General features: G+C 64.8%; 14 protein-coding genes and 3 pseudogenes. 9 read left to right on the forward strand and 8 right to left on the reverse strand.

All coding sequences use genetic code 11. From position 1 onward, the window contains the following. The 5 genes and pseudogenes from BLW84_RS40995 to BLW84_RS41010 all read right to left on the reverse strand — a co-directional run. A partial coding sequence (locus BLW84_RS40995) for a transposase (protein ID WP_143061288.1) occupies nucleotides 1–273 on the reverse strand: 273 nt, incomplete at its 3' end. 36 nt (nucleotides 274–309) lie between these two features. After that, nucleotides 310–786 carry a beta-ketoacyl [acyl carrier protein] synthase domain-containing protein gene (locus tag BLW84_RS49610; protein WP_245761741.1) on the reverse strand — a complete coding sequence of 159 codons (477 nt, stop codon included), beginning with the start codon at nucleotides 784–786 and terminating at the stop codon, nucleotides 310–312. Nucleotides 787–865: 79 nt separating this feature from the next. Then, nucleotides 866–1,495, reverse strand: a pseudogene (locus BLW84_RS49615) (beta-ketoacyl synthase N-terminal-like domain-containing protein); the annotation flags it as partial. A 298-nt stretch (nucleotides 1,496–1,793) separates the two neighbouring features. After that, nucleotides 1,794–2,630 (reverse strand): SGNH/GDSL hydrolase family protein, encoded by an 837-nt coding sequence (locus BLW84_RS41005; RefSeq protein ID WP_218157680.1) that lies wholly within the window; start codon nucleotides 2,628–2,630, stop codon nucleotides 1,794–1,796. 57 nt (nucleotides 2,631–2,687) lie between these two features. Further along, nucleotides 2,688–3,635, reverse strand: a complete 948-nt coding sequence (locus BLW84_RS41010; protein ID WP_093277299.1) for an SMP-30/gluconolactonase/LRE family protein — start codon at nucleotides 3,633–3,635, stop codon at nucleotides 2,688–2,690. 542 nt (nucleotides 3,636–4,177) lie between these two features. Between BLW84_RS41010 and BLW84_RS41015 the strand changes: the two genes are divergently transcribed. The 7 genes and pseudogenes from BLW84_RS41015 (at nucleotide 4,178) to BLW84_RS41045 (ending at nucleotide 11,192) form a co-directional block, all read left to right on the forward strand. Next, entirely contained in the window at nucleotides 4,178–5,878 is a 1,701-nt protein-coding gene (locus BLW84_RS41015) for an acyl-CoA dehydrogenase family protein (protein ID WP_218157681.1), read from the forward strand. A gap of 12 nt (nucleotides 5,879–5,890) precedes the next feature. Beyond that, nucleotides 5,891–6,766, forward strand: coding sequence for an alpha/beta fold hydrolase (locus BLW84_RS41020; protein ID WP_177226983.1), 876 nt, complete (start codon nucleotides 5,891–5,893; stop codon nucleotides 6,764–6,766). Next, nucleotides 6,763–7,764 carry a zinc-dependent alcohol dehydrogenase gene (locus tag BLW84_RS41025; RefSeq protein ID WP_093277304.1) on the forward strand — a complete coding sequence of 334 codons (1,002 nt, stop codon included), beginning with the start codon at nucleotides 6,763–6,765 and terminating at the stop codon, nucleotides 7,762–7,764. The genes BLW84_RS41020 and BLW84_RS41025 overlap by 4 nt, the downstream gene beginning before the upstream one ends. Before the next feature lie 377 nt (nucleotides 7,765–8,141). Further along, nucleotides 8,142–8,915: a Rossmann-like and DUF2520 domain-containing protein gene (locus tag BLW84_RS41030; protein ID WP_218157682.1), complete on the forward strand. Its 774-nt coding sequence runs from the start codon at nucleotides 8,142–8,144 to the stop codon at nucleotides 8,913–8,915. A gap of 43 nt (nucleotides 8,916–8,958) precedes the next feature. Next, nucleotides 8,959–9,921 (forward strand): 3-methyl-2-oxobutanoate hydroxymethyltransferase, encoded by a 963-nt coding sequence (gene panB, locus BLW84_RS41035; protein WP_093277309.1) that lies wholly within the window; start codon nucleotides 8,959–8,961, stop codon nucleotides 9,919–9,921. Nucleotides 9,922–9,939: 18 nt separating this feature from the next. Further along, nucleotides 9,940–10,335: pseudogene (locus BLW84_RS41040) on the forward strand (SDR family NAD(P)-dependent oxidoreductase); the annotation flags it as partial. Further along, complete coding sequence (locus BLW84_RS41045) at nucleotides 10,335–11,192, forward strand: thioesterase II family protein (protein WP_093277310.1); 858 nt, start codon at nucleotides 10,335–10,337, stop codon at nucleotides 11,190–11,192. The pseudogene BLW84_RS41040 and the gene BLW84_RS41045, both read left to right, overlap by 1 nt. Before the next feature lie 141 nt (nucleotides 11,193–11,333). Here BLW84_RS41045 and BLW84_RS41050 read toward each other — a convergent pair whose 3' ends face one another. Continuing rightward, nucleotides 11,334–11,888: a cold-shock protein gene (locus BLW84_RS41050; RefSeq protein ID WP_245761743.1), complete on the reverse strand. Its 555-nt coding sequence runs from the start codon at nucleotides 11,886–11,888 to the stop codon at nucleotides 11,334–11,336. Nucleotides 11,889–11,974: 86 nt separating this feature from the next. Then, complete coding sequence (locus tag BLW84_RS41055; RefSeq protein WP_425441825.1) at nucleotides 11,975–13,324, reverse strand: amino acid permease; 1,350 nt, start codon at nucleotides 13,322–13,324, stop codon at nucleotides 11,975–11,977. Nucleotides 13,325–13,978: 654 nt separating this feature from the next. On the opposite strand from BLW84_RS41055, the gene BLW84_RS41060 reads away from it, so the two are divergent. After that, nucleotides 13,979–14,206 (forward strand): HC3 family zinc finger protein, encoded by a 228-nt coding sequence (locus BLW84_RS41060; protein WP_143061289.1) that lies wholly within the window; start codon nucleotides 13,979–13,981, stop codon nucleotides 14,204–14,206. 31 nt (nucleotides 14,207–14,237) lie between these two features. On the opposite strand, the pseudogene BLW84_RS46890 reads toward BLW84_RS41060, so the two are convergent. Continuing rightward, nucleotides 14,238–14,333 (reverse strand): annotated as a pseudogene (locus BLW84_RS46890) (IS3 family transposase); the annotation flags it as partial. Between the two features lie 612 nt (nucleotides 14,334–14,945). On the opposite strand from BLW84_RS46890, the gene BLW84_RS41065 reads away from it, so the two are divergent. Further along, nucleotides 14,946–17,042, forward strand: coding sequence for an acetolactate synthase large subunit (locus BLW84_RS41065; RefSeq protein WP_425441824.1), 2,097 nt, complete (start codon nucleotides 14,946–14,948; stop codon nucleotides 17,040–17,042). Nucleotides 17,043–17,054 lie beyond the last annotated feature (12 nt).

Consider the following 17,054-nt stretch of genomic DNA (forward strand, 5'->3'; position numbering starts at 1 on the left):
CTGGTCGAGTAGCAGCTCGTGGACCGCCTCGAAGACCCCGGCCTCGGTCCAGTCCCGCAGCCTCCGCCAGCAGGTCACCCCGGAACATCCGGCGACCTCGTGCGGCAACTCCCGCCACGTGATCCCGGTCTTGAGCACGAACACGATTCCGGCCAGCGCTGCTCGATCGCCGGTCGGCAACCTTCCTGGATACCGACGGCGACGCGGCGGACGCGCCGGCAGCAACGGTTCCACCCGTTCCCACAAGCCCTCTGGCACCAACTCCTCGATCACCCCAGCAGCATGCCAAAAGTTGATCAACCACCGACATCAGACACACCGATCATTCTGAAACGAGTTGCAAGAGGCCCTAACAGAATGATCTTGTGAGTTGGTGCGGTCGACATTGATCGTGGGCGGCAGCGTCTTGTTGTAGAGGCTCAGCGCGAGCTTCATCAGGCTCGCAGTGCCCGCCGCACCCTTGGTGTGGCCGATCTGGGACTTGACGCTTCCCAGCGCGGCGAAGTGCTGCTCCTCCGACGATTCGCGCAGCAGGCCGCCCAGCGCGGTCAGCTCGGTGCGGTCCCCGACCGGCGTTCCGGTGGCGTGTGCCTCGAACAGCTCGACCGAGTCGGGTAAGCAGTCCGCGTCCGCGTAGGCGCGGTCCAGCGCCACCCGCTGCCCCTTTGCCAGCGGGGCGTAGATGCTGTTCGACCGGCCGTCGCTGGAGGAACCGAGGCCGCGGATCACCGCATAGATCCGGTTGCCGTCCCGTTCGGCGTCGGAGAGCCGCCGCAGCGCGAGCATGCCCACACCTTCGCCGAAGCAGCGTCCCATCCGCGGCGTCCGAGAACGGGCTGATCTTGCTGCTGCGCGACAGGGCCTGGGTCTTGCTGAAGCACATGAACCCGAAGATGGAGTTGTCGGTGTCCACCCCGCCGGTGATCATCATGTCCGCGCGGCCGTCCACCAGTTCGGCGATGGCCACCCGGACCGCCGACAGCGACGCGGCGCACACGGCGTCCACAGTGGAGTTCATGCCGCCCAGACCGAGGCGGTTCGCGACGCGCCCGGCGACGACGTTGGCGAGCAGCCCCGGGAAGGTGGTCTCTTCCCACCGGGTGAATGCCTGGGCGTACTTCTCCGCGATCTGCTCCGCGTCCTCGGTGGTCAGCCCGCAGCTGCGCACGACCTCCTTGAGCACCGGGGTGGACAGCCGGGCGGCCAGCGGGTGCACCAGCGGCACCGATCCGGTCGTGCCCAGGACGCAGCCCGTGGTGGACGCGTCGTACCACGCCGAGCCCACCGCCCCGCTGTCCAGGAGGAGGTCACGGGCGACGCCGAGGCTCAGCAGCTGCATCGTGCTGGTGATATCAAGCTGGTTGGGCGGCAGCCCCCACTCCAGCGGGCTGAAATCCACGTCCGGGACGAAACCGCCGCGGTGCGAATAGGTCTTGTCCGGCACCGACGGGTCGGGGTCGTAGTAGTCCTCAAGGCGCCAACGGGATTCCGGCACCTCCTCGGTGCAGTCCGTGCCGTCGACGATGTTCTGCCAGAACTAGCGGTAGTTGCGCGCCATCGGGAATAGACCCGCCATGCCCACGATGGCAATGGGATTGTTCGCCAGCCGCCGGTCGGTCAAGTTCCGGTCCATCGGATTCGTCCCCTCGCTCACGTTCTTCCTCACAACGTCGTTTCGGCGGGTGGGCAGCACGAAGACACGTACCGCCGTCGGGCAAGGTTTAGGATCGGGCCACCGGGACTTCGTCGGCTCGGTCGCGGAATGCGGGAGAGGCAGATCTCTGGTCGCGCGGTTACCCACCGACGAGCAGGGCGGGCTGCACCAGACCCGTCTCCCGCGCGGCGAATTCGGTCAGCTGGTCGGCAAAAAGCTGGTGACCCGCGGCGTTGGGATGTATTCCGTCCGCCGCCCACACCCGCGCCTCAGCCCAACCGGGCATCGCTGTCAGGTCCAGGCAGAGCGTCCCGGTCGCGACGGTGATCTCCCGCAGGACAGAGTTCGCCTCGGCGAACCGGTCCCGCAGCAGGCTCCGGAAAGCGTCGGGAACAGCCAGGTTCTTCGGGATGTCGGGATAGGACGCGGTGAACACCGTGGTGTCCATGCCGCGAAGACTCGAATAGATCGTCCCCAGGTTACGCCGGAACCGCTCGGGATCATAGTCGCTGACGAGATCGTTGACCCCGACGTTCACGACGATCATCGGGGGCTTTCTCGCCAGCACGGCCGGAAGCTGCCCGTCGACGACGTCCTGGGTGGTCGCCTGATACACCCCCAGGTTCAGCACGCCCCGGCGCGGTATCCCGAGCTGGTCGGCCAGCCGGGGCACCCAGCCGTGGAACGGGCCATCGAGGCCGGGATCGCCACGGCCCTCGACGAAGCTGTCGCCCAGCGCTGCCAATCGGATTGCCGGCATGTCTCTTCCTTCTCCATGGCTGGACACAACGCTTAGAGCCTGCTGGCGAATGGCGGTTTTGTCTTTGAAGCGGCGAAGCCGCTTGGCCCATCCTGACAACTTGCACCGCCGCGGGTTCTCAGACGTTTCCTGGCGAGGACAGCCCATTCGCCGCGTATTGGTCACATAAGAAGGGGCGCGCTCGCGAATCCGCTTCAGCGTCCAGACGATCGACAACTGGCGCCGTCAGGAGCTGATCGACACCGGACCGCTCCCCGGGACCACCAGCACCGATCACACGGAGCTGGTCTCCGCCCGGTGGCGAGAGGGCGAGATGTCCCTTTGAGCTGGGATGACGACCGAGTCCCGATAGATGGGTAAACCATCGCACGGGGCGTCATGCACCTCGATCGCGCCGTTGGCGATCTCAGTGACGAACATCTTGTGCCGTCCGTCTTCGGTGAACGCGATGTTCGTCGGCGCCTTGCCCTTCGTCTCGATACGCTCCACCACCGTGCCGGCCTCGTCGAAGACGACGATGTGCCCGGCACCCATCACCGTGCAGTAAAGACGCCCGTCTGCACCGAATTTCATGCCGTCCGGGCCAATGAAACCCTCGGGCGCCACACCGTCCCAAACATTGCCGAACAACTCGCGCCGCGGATTGGCGCCGAAAACCTCGTAACGGTAGATATTCCCGCCAATGGTCTCGGCCACGTAGAGCCGGTCGTGGCGGTCGAAGGCAATACCGTTGGCGAACCGAATGCCGTTGTCGATCCGCGTCACGTCCAACGTCGCCCGATCGATCCGGTACACCCGGCCATCGAACGGATAGTCAGACCAACCAGGCTTGAGGGTCATCTTCACGGGGTCGAGCACTTCGTGCTCCCACGCGCCGGAGTCGGTCATGTAGATCGCACCGTCACGGCCGATGACGTGGTCGTTGGGCCAGCGGAAAAGCTCGTCCCCACAATTCGTGATGCGTGCTTCCTCGTTGCCCTCTGCGTCGTAGCGGATGAGCGCGTGCTCGCGCGCTTCGCCGACCCACAGCTTGCCTTGCGCATCACGCAGCAGTCCGTTGGGGAACCCTCCAGTCAGGGCGATAGCGTGCAGTTCCCGTGTTTCCGCATCTACACGAGTGACGGCGCTGCGGTCTCGCCGCATCTCCACCACCAAGACGTCACCGTTGTCCAAGATCACCGGGCATTCCGGGGCGAAGAGCCCTTGCGCGAAGAGTTCCATTGCTCGTCCTTCCACTTGCCCACTGACTTTCGCGCAAGTCTGGAAGCAAGGTCGCGTGGCGTGCCCGTTAGGACACCGGTTTATGTGCCGTTCGGGCAACTAGGTGTGACAGAAGCTGAGATATGTAGGAGGTTTTCGTTACTCCGATCGCGACGACGCTTGTAGGCGGGAGCGACGAAGTGACAAGTACCCGCACTTGTTGGGAGCGTTTGACGCCCTGGCCGAAGCACCAAGAGACCTGGCGGCTGCCGGGTAGCGCAGAAATGAGTTCGACCATGCACCCTACTGGATGATCACGAAACCCTTGAGGTTTTTCCGTGCCGATTTGTTCCTCTTGGCCGCCCAACTGTGTGTCTTGCTGGGCCCAGCTTTCCCGCCACCGTGGGTGAACGGCCGCTAGATGGGCCCTGCCCAACTAGCACGGCCCCCTTTGAAAATGCGCGATGCCCACGAATCGAGAGGATTTCGATCACATGGCCGCAACTTCAGTCCCCAATGGGCAACCTCTCTTAACCCATGCCCATGCCACGGAGGCGGAGCGGTTGACTGCCCTGGACGTGGCGCAGGACGTCTCCGCCTACCGGCGGACGATGCGTGACCTGCTGCGGCAGGAGTTGTTCGATCCGCGACTGCGTGACGATCTGCCCTTGCGGGAGTACATGGACCTGACCATCGACCGGATGAAAGCGATCTTCCGGGAGGGGCTCGTCGACAACGACATGTGGATGGGCCAGTCCCGGGAGCACGCGTTCCGGTCCATGTGCGAGGTGATGGGCCTGACGGGCGCCTTCGATTTCGCGCTCACCTCGACCATCACCGATCACCTCATCGCGGGGAGCGCGCTGTTCAACCACGGCACCCCTGAGCAGGTCGCCCGATACCACGACGAAATCACGCGGATGCATCAGGTCTACGCGTTCTGCTGCACGGAGATCGGCGGCGGTACCAACCTGCGGGAGATCCGCACGACGGTCTCCTGGAATCGTGAGGAGCAGAGTTTCACGCTCGACACCCCCACGGACGCCGCCTGCAAGTTCTGGATCGGAAACATCAAACACGCCGCGACCGTCGGCATGGTCCTGGCCCGCCTTGTCATCGACGGCGAAGACGTCGGCCACCACTGGTTCCGTGTCCCGCTGCGGGACGAGGAGAACGGTCCTCCCCTGCGGGGTATCACGATCCTGTCGTGCGACCCGAAGGGAGGTATCCAGGCCAACCAGGTCGGCGGTGCCCGCTTCGCCGGGGTCCGGCTCCCCCGCGAGGCGCTGATGGGGCGGTACTCGCGCATCGACGCGGACGGACGTTTTTCCAGCACGCTTCCCGATGCCGGCGCCCGCTTCGTGAAATCCATCGAGACCTTCGTCCAGGAACGCATCTTCCCGCTCAGCGCCGGAGCGCGAGCCGCCGAACTCGCAGCTCACCTCACCTGGCGGTTCGCCTGTCACCGCGAAACCCGCCGCACGCCTACCCGCAAGGTCCTCCTGGACGAGCCGCTGTTCCTGGACCGCCTGTATCCGGTCCAGCTGCGCTGCCTCGCGCTGCGCCTGCTGGAACGCGCCGTCGTCAGGGGCGTCGAACGCGACTGGCACACCGACCCCGGCCGTAAAAACATGCACCTGCTCACCGCGACCGGAAAATGCGGCTCCTGGCTGGTCCTGGACGTCCTGGCCGCGTCCCGCGAGATGTGCGGGTCGCAGGGGTTCCACTGCCACAACCAGATCGTCACCCTGCGGACCGACTTCGAGGTCAATGTGACCTTCGCGGGCGACAACTCCGTGATGGCCTACCAAGTGGCGCGCGCTGCTCTGCGTTCGGACCGGTTCGCCTCACGCCCGCCTGGGACACTGCCCGAGCGGGTCGAAAGGAAACTGACCGAGGCGTGGCGCAGCCGTCCGGGCGGATCGTTCACCCATGACGAGGCCGTCGCGCTCGTTCACGCCCGCATGCTCGACCTCATCCTGAGCGAGCACGACGCCGACCCGCAGGTGCCGCAGCAGATCATGGACGACCTGGTAGCGGATTTCGCCGCACACCGGCTGGGGGAACCGCAGCGGCCTGTGTCGGCCGACAGGGAGAAGATCGGCCTCCTGGCCGAGTTGCTCGCGCCCCTGCCCGAACTCGTCACCGCCCCCCTGGTCGACGACGGCTACCTGACGGAATTCACGTCCCCAGCGCGGGCCGTAGAAGTTCCCCTCCCAGCGCCGCGGACCGCAGGAATTCCCGTCCCAGCGGACGGGAGGTAAACCGCCGTGGCGATGCATGTGCGGGAAGAGACGCGGACGGTGGACGGTTTGCGGTTCCATGTACGGCGCGCTGGAGAGGGTCCGCTGATCCTGTTCCTCCACGGATGGCCGCAGACCAGCTACGCCTGGCGCCGCGTTCTGCCCGTCCTCGCGCGGGACCATACGGTGGTCGCGCCGGATCTGCGCGGATACGGGGCTTCCAGCCGGCCCCGAGGCGGCTACGACAAGCGGACCATGTCCGCCGACATGAGCGGACTCATGCATGAGCTGGGATACACGCAGGCTGTTGTGGTCGGGCACGACCGGGGCGCACGCGTGGCCCACCGGTGGGGACTGGAGCGGCCGCACGAGATCAGCCGCCTGATGCTGCTCAGCGTCGTACCGACGCTGGAAATGTGGCGGCACATGGACGCACGGGTCGGGGCCGCGTACTGGCACTGGCTCTTCCACCTCGTCCCCGACCTCCCCGAGTTCCTCACCGAAGGAAAAGGCGGGGAGTACGTCCGGTTCATGCTGGCCGCCGGAGCATTCCGGCGCGAGGCGTTCACTGAGGCGGACCTGCGGCACTACGCGGAAGCGTACGCACAGCCCGGGGCGCTTCGCGCGAGCTTCGACGACTACCGCGCCGCTCGCCATGAGGATCTGGAAGCCGACGAGGCCGACGCGGCTGCGGGCCGCCGCCTGACAATGCCCGTGCACGTGGCGTGGGGCGCCGAAGGGCTGGTGGGGTCACTGCCCGTACTCGACCTGTGGCGGGACTACGCCACCCGGCTTGAGGGGGCGCAAATCGCCTCCTGCGGGCATTTCCCGGCCGAGGAGCAGCCGGACGTCCTGGTCGCCCGGATCCGGGCTTTCCTGGACGCTGAGAAGACTGTGGAGGAAAATTGAGGACACTGGTCATCACCGAGGAGCGCGGGCTGCGCCTCGCGGAGGTCGAGGAACGCGAGCTGGAGCCCGGCTGGGTACGCGTGGACGTAGCGTTCTGCGCCATCTGCGGTTCCGACCTGCACCTGCGGGCGATGCCGCACCTCGTCCCGGCCGGCGCGGTTCTCGGACACGAAATCTCCGGGCACGTCGCCGCACCGGGCGGGGAGCGGCTGACGGCGGGGCAGGCCGTGGTGGTGTGGCCGAAAGCGGGCTGCGGGGACTGCGACGACTGCCGGCTAGGCGACAACCACCTGTGCCCTGTACAGCCCTGGCGGCTGAGTTCCCTCGGCCTGGGCACACGCCCCGGCGGCTACGCCGAAGCCGTCGTCGTCCCCGAGCACACGGTGTACGCGGTGCCGGACGGTGTTTCGCTGGAGCACGCCGCGCTGACGGAACCGCTTTCCTGCGCTGTCCACGCGGCCGACCGCTCCGGAATTTCGGCAGCGGATACTGTCACGGTCCTCGGAGGCGGCACGGTCGGCTTCCTGCTGGCACACGTGCTGCGGCTACGGGGAGTCGAGGACGTGCGGGTGGTGGAACCGCACCCCGTACGGCGCGCACGCCTAACCGCGACCGGGATCACCGCCGTGGACGTCGATGAGCAGGGCCCGGACGCAGACGTGGTGTTCGAGTGCGTGGGCTCGGTGACCGCGCTCGCGGACGCGGCCCGACGCGTGCGGACACGGGGAACGGTCGTCGCACTCGGAGTGAACGAGCGGCCCACAGAACTGGACTCGGTCGCCCTCATCACCAAGGAGATCCGGATCGTGGGCAGCTTCGCCCAGAACAGAGGCGCCTTCGAGGAGGCCTTGGATCTCCTCGGAGGCGGCCGTGTCCCGGTCGAGCAGATCATCACCGACGTCGTCCCCCTGGACTCCGGACCGGTCTCAGCGATGATGGACGCCCTCACCGGACGGCCCGGAGACCACCAGGTGGTCATGATCGCCCCCGGCGGGTGACGTCGACGAGAGCGGGCAGGGGGACTTGGGCTCAAGTGGCGTAGCCCTTGAAGAGCTCATCCCCCGTGGCCTTAGCGCTTCGGGCGGCGTTGTCACCGTTGGCTGGCGTGTCCGATGGCTGCCTTCCTCTTTGGCCACTCGCGTCGGTACGAACGGGCAAGAGGCGCTGACAGATTGCCAGGCTAAGTGGCATATTCCGGAGTGTCTCAATCTCGGCCGGCCCCTAAAGCACGAGGACTCCTAGACCTGGCAATCTCGGCAAAGTTCCGTCAGGGAACAGCATCGTTCTTGATGGGGAAGTTGATGGACGCGGTCACCTCAACGCGACGCGTAACCGTCAGGAGTTTTCCATTGGCGGGCCGGGCTCGCGGAGGGCAATGATCACGAGGAACTCGGTGGTACCTATGGATCATCTCTCGCGAGATCTGCCGGAGGGCCCGGTCGCAATCGTCGGCCAGGGACGGATGGGCACCGCGTTGGCACGTTCGTTGCGCGACGCGGGAACGGAGATCGTCGGCCCGTTGGGGCGTGATCCGGATGTCGGGAATGCCCCCGTGGTCCTGCTTTGCGTTCCGGACGGTGCTATCGCAGATGTCGCGGCACGGTTGCGCCTGGGAATCGTGGTCGGACACTGCTCGGGCGCCACCGGCCTCGGAGTTCTGGGTGAGCACGAGGGATTCTCCCTGCATCCACTGATGACGATCACACGAGCCGCGCCTGCCAGCTTCGACGGTTGCGCTGCAGCGATCGCCGGTACTACCCAGCGGGGGTCAGAAGTGGCACGAAAGTTGGCCATGAGCCTGGGCATGCGCCCTATCGCGGTCGCGGAGGGCGACCGCGCCGCCTACCACGCTGCGGCATCGGTCGCCGCGAATTTCCTCGTCACGGTGCTGGGCCTGGCCGAGGACATGGCCGCTACCGCGGGAGTGGATCGTGGGGCATTCCTTCCGTTGGTGGAAACGGCTTTCCGGAACTGGGAGAAACTCGGCGCCTCGCGTGCGTTGACGGGGCCCATCGCTCGCGGCGACGAGAAAACCGTGGCGCTCCAGCGATTCGCGGTTGGACAGCGCTGCCCGCAATCGCTGTTCTTGTTCGACGCGCTCGTCGAGGCAACCAGAGACTTGGCATTCAATCGGACAGCGCAGAAATGAGTCCGGGCCAGCGTGCCGGGAAAACGACTAGGAGAGTATAGCGATGTCCACGTACCCCCAGCCTGAAGGCAAGTCCGGAGCCAGCCGCAAACCCGTCACGGTGAACGCACTGGCCGACCTGCGCCACCGCGGTGAACGGATCGTAATGATCACGGCCTACGACTACCCGAGCGCCCAGGTGGTCGATTCCGCTGGCGTCGACATGGTCCTCGTCGGCGATTCGGCCGCCATGACCGTGCTCGGCTATCCCACGACGGTTCCGGTCTCGATCGAAGAGATGATCATGCTGACCGCGGCGGTTCGCAGAGGTCTGAAAACCCCGCTGCTGGTCGGCGACCTGCCTTTCGGTTCCTACGAGGTGTCCAACGAGCAGGCAGTGAGCACCGCGATTCGATTCGTCAAGGAAGGCGGCTGCGACGTCGTCAAGCTCGAGGGCGGCGGCGAGTCGGCAGAGCGGGCGAGGGCGATCGTCCGCGCCGGCATCCCGGTCATGGGCCACATCGGGCTGACCCCGCAAACCGCGACGGCCCTGGGCGGGTTCCGCGCCCAGGGCGTCACCGCCGAACGAGCACGATCGGTGCTGGACGATGCCCTACGTCTCCAAGCCGCTGGTTGCTTCTCCATCGTCTTCGAAGCGGTTCCGGCCAAAGTCACCAAGGTCATCATGCCGCACATGAAGATACCGGTGATCGGGATTGGTGCGGGTCCGGACACCGACGGCCAAGTGCTCGTCTACCACGACTTGCTGGGCATCTTCGACGGCTTCCAGCCCAAGTTCGCCAAGCGGTGGGCCAACATGCGGTCCGCGATGACCGATGCGGTGAGCGAGTACGCCGACGAAGTCCGCCGCAGTGCCTTCCCCGCGCCCGAGCATTGCTACGGCATCAAGCAGGAGGAACTGGACCAGTTCATCGCCGACACGGAGCTGCCGGTTCCAGTGCAGGCGAACTCGAGCTCCAGGCGCCCTGTCAAGGCCGTCAGCCACGCGGCCAACGGCCAGCAATAACGCAGCGCCACCAATCTCACAGCGCCACTTCTGCTCACGCGTGACTTCCTGCGCACGTTGCTGGCATCGGGGCGACGGGGCCGCATCGTCATGATCGGTTCGGTCTGTGCCCAACGCGGCTATCCGGGGCTGACCGCGTACTCCGCCACGAAGGGCGCACTGGAATCGGCCACCCGCTCGCTCGCCCGTGAGTGGCGGGACCGCGTGCTGGTCAACTGCGTCTCCCCAGGCTTTTTCGACTCGGAGATGTCTGCGGTGCTAGGTGCCAACCAGGTCGCCTCCATCGCGCGCCGCACCCCCACCGGCCGTCTGGTGACCCCTGAAGACATCCTGCCTCTGATCCGCACCCTGCTCCTCGAGCACACCAACATCAACGGGCAGGTCATCACCGCGGACGGAGGTGGCAGCATCTGATGCCGGACATTCCCGTCCCCGCGCCCAGGGTGAAGACGGCCACACCACCGCTGTGGCCCCTCACCTCCCATCCCTGCCCCAAACTGAACCTGGTGTGCTTTCCGCACGCGGGAGGCAACGCGGACTTCTTCGCCAAGTGGCCGGCAAACGCCGTGCCCGGCGTCCAAATCCATGCGGTCGAATACCCGGGGCGCGGGCGAAGGCGGGATGAGCCGGCCGCTGCGGAGATCTGCCCACTCGCGGACGAGATCGCCTCGCACATCCTCGCCTTGCCGGCGGTGCCGCTGGTGCTCTTCGGGCACAGCATGGGCTCGGTGGTGGCCTTCGAGGTCGCCCGCAGGCTTGCCGACGTCGAAAGCGCTCCGCCGCACGCACTGGTCGCATCGAACATCACCGCGCCCCACCGGCTGCACCGGCGCGACCCGCTTCCCGGCACAGACGACGGAGTGTGGGAACACTCCTACAGCATCGGTGGTATACCCAAGCCGATCTACCGCAGCAGAGTGCTGAAGAACATGATGGCGCCGACACTGCGCGCGGACTACGAGATGCTGAACCGCTACCGATGCGACCCGTCGCCGCAGATCAGCTGCCCTGTCACCGTGTTGCATTCCGACGGCGACGTGCTCACGACCTTGGACGATGCTTCGGCCTGGAATGAGTTAACGGTAGGCACGTATTCCTACGAAGGCTTCACCGGCGGGCATTTCTACCTCACCGAGCAAGAAGCCCTGGTCGCCCGGCTTGTATCCGAACTTGGAATCGGCCACACAGCCGAGGAACTTCGGACAGCCGTGCCCCTACAACGCGAGACGAGCTCCGCCGACCGCACGCATATCATCGAACCCGTGCATTGAATCCTCCCCTGATCGCAGGTGACGGCTTGCCGGAGCACCGAAAGTGCCCCGGCAAGCCGTCGCGACGCTTTGCTCAACGCGGCATGCCCGGTCGGGACGCTTTGCGTCCCGACCGGGCATGCCGAACTTCTCAACGCGCCATCAGGCTTCCACCCAGCCGTTGCTCTGCGCGAATGCCACAAGCCGCTTGCGCACTTGGAGGATCTGCCCACCCGTCAGGCTGGGCGCGGTCTCGATCAGCACATCTGTGATCTGCTGGGAGAACTCGGCCACCGGCAGGACGTCGCACAGCTCATCATCGTCACCTCTGCGGGTTTCGTCCGCGACCTCCGCCGCCTGCGAAGCCGCGCCGAGCGGGTGCACAGCCACTGCCTTGGTGCCCTGAGTGCCGGGCATCGCCTCGAACCCGACCCGCATACCGCCGCGGAGATTCTGCTTGAGCTCCTCGTCCAGAATGGACGCATGCAGGAATACGTCCTCGCCACCGGAATCCGGCGCGATAAAACCGAACCCTCTGGTCTCGTCGTACTTAACGATCTTACCCGTTTCCACCGCTTCAGCCTCGCAAACCGCTAGTGCACGCTTCCGCACCGCCAACAAATACATCCGAAGTATAACTCCCTCCGGCGCAGAAAACAAAGGCCGCAGCGCGACATCCACCACAATCCTGCTGACCAAAAACGAGAACGCGATCACGAGCAATCTCGAATTGCCCGTGATCGCGTCCCGTGCCGGTGCCCCTATGCGCGGTAAGGAGCCGCCAGCAATCTAGCGGAACCCGACTAATTTTTCTTGCCGGTTTCCCCCAGAACCTGTGCCGTATCCACCCGCTTGCGGACGAAGAACCAGCCGATCACCAGGGCTGCCACAAGCACCGGGACGCACAGCAGCGTCACCCGCCCCGCCGGCACGTCGAACCACATCAGAACCGCGACGGACAACAGGAACGCGATCGTCACGAGCTGAGTGACCGGCGAGCCGGGCAGACGGTAGGTCGGTCGAAGTACCGCGCCGGTCTTCGCCTTGCGCACGAAGAGAAGGTGGCACAGCATGATCATGCCCCAGGTGGTGATGATCGCGATCGCGGCGAAGTTCAGCACGATCTCGAAGGCCGCGGCGGGGACAACGTAGTTCAGCCCCACACCGAGCACGCAGACCGCGCCGGTGAGCAGGATTCCGCCGTAAGGAACCTGGCTGCGGTTCATCAGGCCAGTGAACTTCGGGGCGGAACCGGAGGCCGCCATCGACCGCAGGATGCGGCCGGTGGAGTAGAGCCCCGAGTTGAGACTGGACATCGCAGCGGTGAGCACGACCAGGTTCATCATGTCGCCGGCTGCGGGGATTCCGAGTTGGGACAGGACCGTGACGAATGGGCTCTCGCCCTTCTGGTACGCGTTCCACGGCAGCAACATCGACAACAGGATGACCGAGCCGACGTAGAAGATGCCAATCCGCCACATGATCGAGTTGATCGCCTTGGGCATGATCTTCGACGGGTTCTCCGTCTCCCCCGCGGCGACACCGACCAGCTCGATGGCAGCGTAGGCGAAGACGATTCCTTGGATGACGAGGATCAAGGGCACCAGGCCGTTGGGCAGCACACCGCCGTTGTCGAAGATCAGCTGCGGCCCAGGGACGGTGTCACCGATCGGATGCGCCACGGCCAGCAGACCGATGCCAATCACCATGAAGACGACCAGCGCGCCGACCTTGATGATCGCGAACCAGAACTCCATCTCGCCGAAGATCTTCACCGAGACCAGGTTCAGCGCAAGCACCACCACCAGCGCCACCAGCGCCAGCACCCACTGCGGAACCGGGGTGAACAGGCTCCAGTAGTGCGCGTACAGCGAAATCGCGGTGATGTCGGCAATACCGGTGGTGGCCCAGTTCAGGAAGTACATCCACCCAGCGACGAAAGCGCCCTTTTCGCCCATGAATTCCCGCGCATAGGAAACGAATGCGCCGGACGACGGCCGGTACAGGATCAGCTCCCCCAGAGCCCGCACCACGAAGAAGGCGAACACACCACAGACGGCATACGCGATGGCCAATGCAGGACCGGCCTGCGCCAGTCGCCCGCCCGCGCCGAGGAAAAGCCCGGTGCCGATCGCGCCCCCGATCGCGATCATGTTGATGTGCCTGGCTTTCAAGGACTTGCTGTATCCCATGTCGCCGACATCGACATGCTCTCGCAGCTCTGGTCGGCCTTCATCACGCACGGTTCGGTCAGTCACTCGATCCAACTCGTTTCCGGTGTCGTTTCGTCACACGCGAATATGACGCGCGGCCGATCCTCACGCTTGTTCCGCTCTTGGCGAATGAAGAGCAATGCTGGCCCCTGGGTAGTTACCCGTCAAGAATTCGTTGCAAGGAAGGGACTTCCGGGCAACCCTGATGGGGGCGCGGAGGCACCGCGGACGAGCGATTCCCGCGAGCAACCTGGTACACCATCACGCAGCATCCTTGGTGCGCCGTGCGCCCACCAAAGCATCCGGGCACGGAGACGACGCGCAGAAGCCGCACGGGTGGAAGCGTCGAACTGTGAACTGGGTCAACTTGTCCAGCCCGAAAGTGCACGTATGCCCTGAAGTATCGCGAAGCGCGCGCTCGCTGCGTAGCTTCGAGGTCACGAGCCCTCAGGTGGAAGACATCGAGATCTGACCTGAACACGGCGTGAGCCGGCAAAGGCCGCGTATCCGCACTCGACTCCCACATCGGCGGCTCGCACGTCACGTCCCAGACTGACGTTGGCAGAAGGGCAATGCCCAGTGGAGGCGATCAACGTGAGTGACGTTCGGTGGCTGCCAGTGAACGGCGCCAGACACGCCATGCGCAAGGAGCAACATCAGCGTGAACTCGGGACCGAGGTCGTAGCGCTCTGCGGCGAGGTGATCACGCTGATCCGGCCGAGTGAGACCGATTGGTTCTGGGACAGCTGCCCGGAATGCTGGTTCGTCGCCAAGATTATCAACAGCACACCGACTTTCGCGAGGACCCTGCACCGCCTGTGAAACGCCGCACGACGATGGCAGCCGGGATCGCGGTCCGCTTGGGTGCGCCTCGCTCGACACCGCTGATGCCCAGCTGACGCATCAGCCGCTCGACGGTGCAGCGAGCCACCTCAATGCCCTTTCGGCGGTTCCCGCCAGCACTCATCCTCGCCGGGGGAACCCCGGAGGAGTGGGCACCGTGAACCCGCGGCGGTGCCGGTGTCTTGGGTGGGCTATGCGCCTGCGGCGCATGCGACACCCCATCGACGTGCAGCTTTGCGGTCCGCGGCTGCGGGCCGATCAGGACGAAAAAACCTCTCTGGATCCCAGAGCGGACACAGCACTCCCTGAACCTGCCCAAATAGGCAGGTATTGATGATCGCAAGGGCACAGCCGTGGTCAAGCGGTATCGTCTCTGACGAGAGAACCGTAAAAATTTGCCACGAACTCGCGACCACCGACATTTAGTCTGGTTGGCCGCAGAATCAATACCCCGGGTGTACACCTGGGGTAGCCCGATTCCCGCAGGTCGAGAACGGAGAATTCTGCCAGAGGCGGGCGAGGAGTATCCGCAACGATCGCCCGGTTTCCTTGCCGGTCTCCCTTGTGACTCCGTTGCTTGCACGTGAAGCGGCGATCAATGGCACCATTTTCTCTAAACAGTACTTGCACGAAGCGGCATGCTTTCATGTCGTCGGCGGGTAATCCTTGGCGTCGGTTTTCGTGGAGGTAGGCCGACGCCGGGTACAACCCGGAATTAATGGGTCTTCCTTTGGAGGCTTTCCCGATGGTCGTCCCCTCACCAAGATATGCCGAACGAATAACCGGTGCTCAAGCCCTGCTCCGAAGCCTGGAACTAGCCGGGACGGAGGTGATCTTTGGCTTGCCCGGGGGCGCGATCCTGCCGGCGTATGATGCGCTGGTCGATTCGAAGACGCTGCGGCACGTATTGGTACGGCACGAGCAATGCGCCGGTCACGCGGCGAGGGGCTACGCCCAGGCGACCGGGAGGGTTGGGGTTTGTCTGGTTACCAGCGGTCCCGGCGCGACAAATCTCGTCACTCCCCTGGCCGACGCGTACCGAGACTCGATCCCGATTGTGGCGATCACCGGCCAAGTGCCCAGCACGGCGATCGGAACGGACGCTTTCCAGGAGATTGACGTCCTGGGGATCACTCTACCCATTACCAAGCACGGGTTCGCAGTCACCGACGCCGAACAGATCCCTGCTGCGATCGCCGACGCATTTCGGATTGCCAGGGCTGGCAGGCCCGGGCCGGTGGTCGTTGACGTGTGCAAGGATGCCTTGCTCGCCGCCACTCCCTTCCCTGGACTACTAGGGTCTGCGCCCCAGACGCCGACCATTTATGACGAAGAGTTGCTGCGTAGCGCCCTAAAGCTGCTGAGTTCGGCATCGCGGCCAGTGCTCTACGTAGGCGGTGGTGCCGTTCTCGGGGACGCTGCTCCGGAGCTGTTGCGCTTTGCAGAGCACACCGGGATACCTGTGGTGACCACGCTCATGGGACTCGGCGTCTTCCCGGACAGCCATCCATTGCACATGGGCATGCCGGGTATGCACGGATCAGTGGCCGCGGTCGGCGCTCTGCAACAGGCTGACTTGCTCATCGCGGTCGGCGTTCGCTTCGACGACCGAGTGACCGGACAACTGTCCACGTTCGCCCCCGGGGCACAGGTCATACATATCGACATCGACGCCACCGAGGTTTCTCGTGTCCGGCACGCCGATGTGCCCCTGGTCGGCAATTGCAAGCAGGTCCTCGGCGAACTCCACCGGCTAAGCGCTGCAGAGGATCTCCGCTACGACTTCACGGCCTGGACCAGGATCTTGCAGGGGTATCAGAAGACCTATCGCCCGGCCTACGAACAGCCAGCGGAGGGCCTGTCCGCCCCTCGTGTGCTACGCCGGCTGAGCGAACTGGCCGCGCCGGAGGCGATCTACGTGACCGGGGTTGGCCAACATCAGATGTGGGCTGCCCAGTGCATCGGCTTCGAACGTCCGCGCTCGCTGATCACCTCGGGCGGGCTTGGCACGATGGGAGTGGCGGTGCCTGCCGCCATGGGCGCGAAAATGGCTTTGCCCGAGCGCGAGGTCTGGGCGATCGACGGCGACGGCTGCTTTCAGATGACGCATCAGGAGCTCGCCACGTGCGTGGCCGAACGAATCCCCATCAAGATCGCTGTGATCAACAACGGTAGTTATGGCATGGTCCGGCAGTGGCAGAACCTTTTCTACGACCAGCGGTACTCGCAGTCTGAATTGAACACCGTTGGGTCAGCGCCGGATTTCGTGCGGCTCGCCGAAGCATATGGATGCGTCGGCCTGCGATGCACGACGATCGATGAACTCGACGACGTGGTTCGACGCGCTCTGGAAATCACCGACACTCCAGTGGTCATCGATTTCCAGGTGCCGGCCAGTGAGATGGTGTGGCCGATGATCGAGCCAGGCGTCAGCAACGATGACATCGCCATTGCCCGAGGTATGTCACCATGCTGGGATACGAGCATCGTTCGCGAGGAAGTCATCGCGAGAAACGCGAGTAACAAGTTGGCCTGCGCCTCCCCTCGAGCAGTTTTCTTGGTTACGCGGGACACGCCTTACGTAGTGCCGCGCGTTACGGCCACAGTGCGCCGGTGCGGCCTCACCATTGACCGAATGTCGCTGGAAAGCCGCAGCGGGCGGCAATACTTGGAACTGTTCTTGAAATCTTCCGGGGACCGCGTCGAATCCCTGATGGACAGTCTCCGGAACCTGGCAGATGTTCTCGAATGCAAGGCTATAGAACAGGAGGAAAGTCATGAGTACGAGCGGCTTGACCACGACGCAATCGGGTAGCCAAGAAACTGC

Origin of the sequence: Saccharopolyspora shandongensis (genome assembly GCF_900106995.1) — a bacterium.
Lineage (GTDB): Bacteria > Actinomycetota > Actinomycetes > Mycobacteriales > Pseudonocardiaceae > Saccharopolyspora > Saccharopolyspora shandongensis.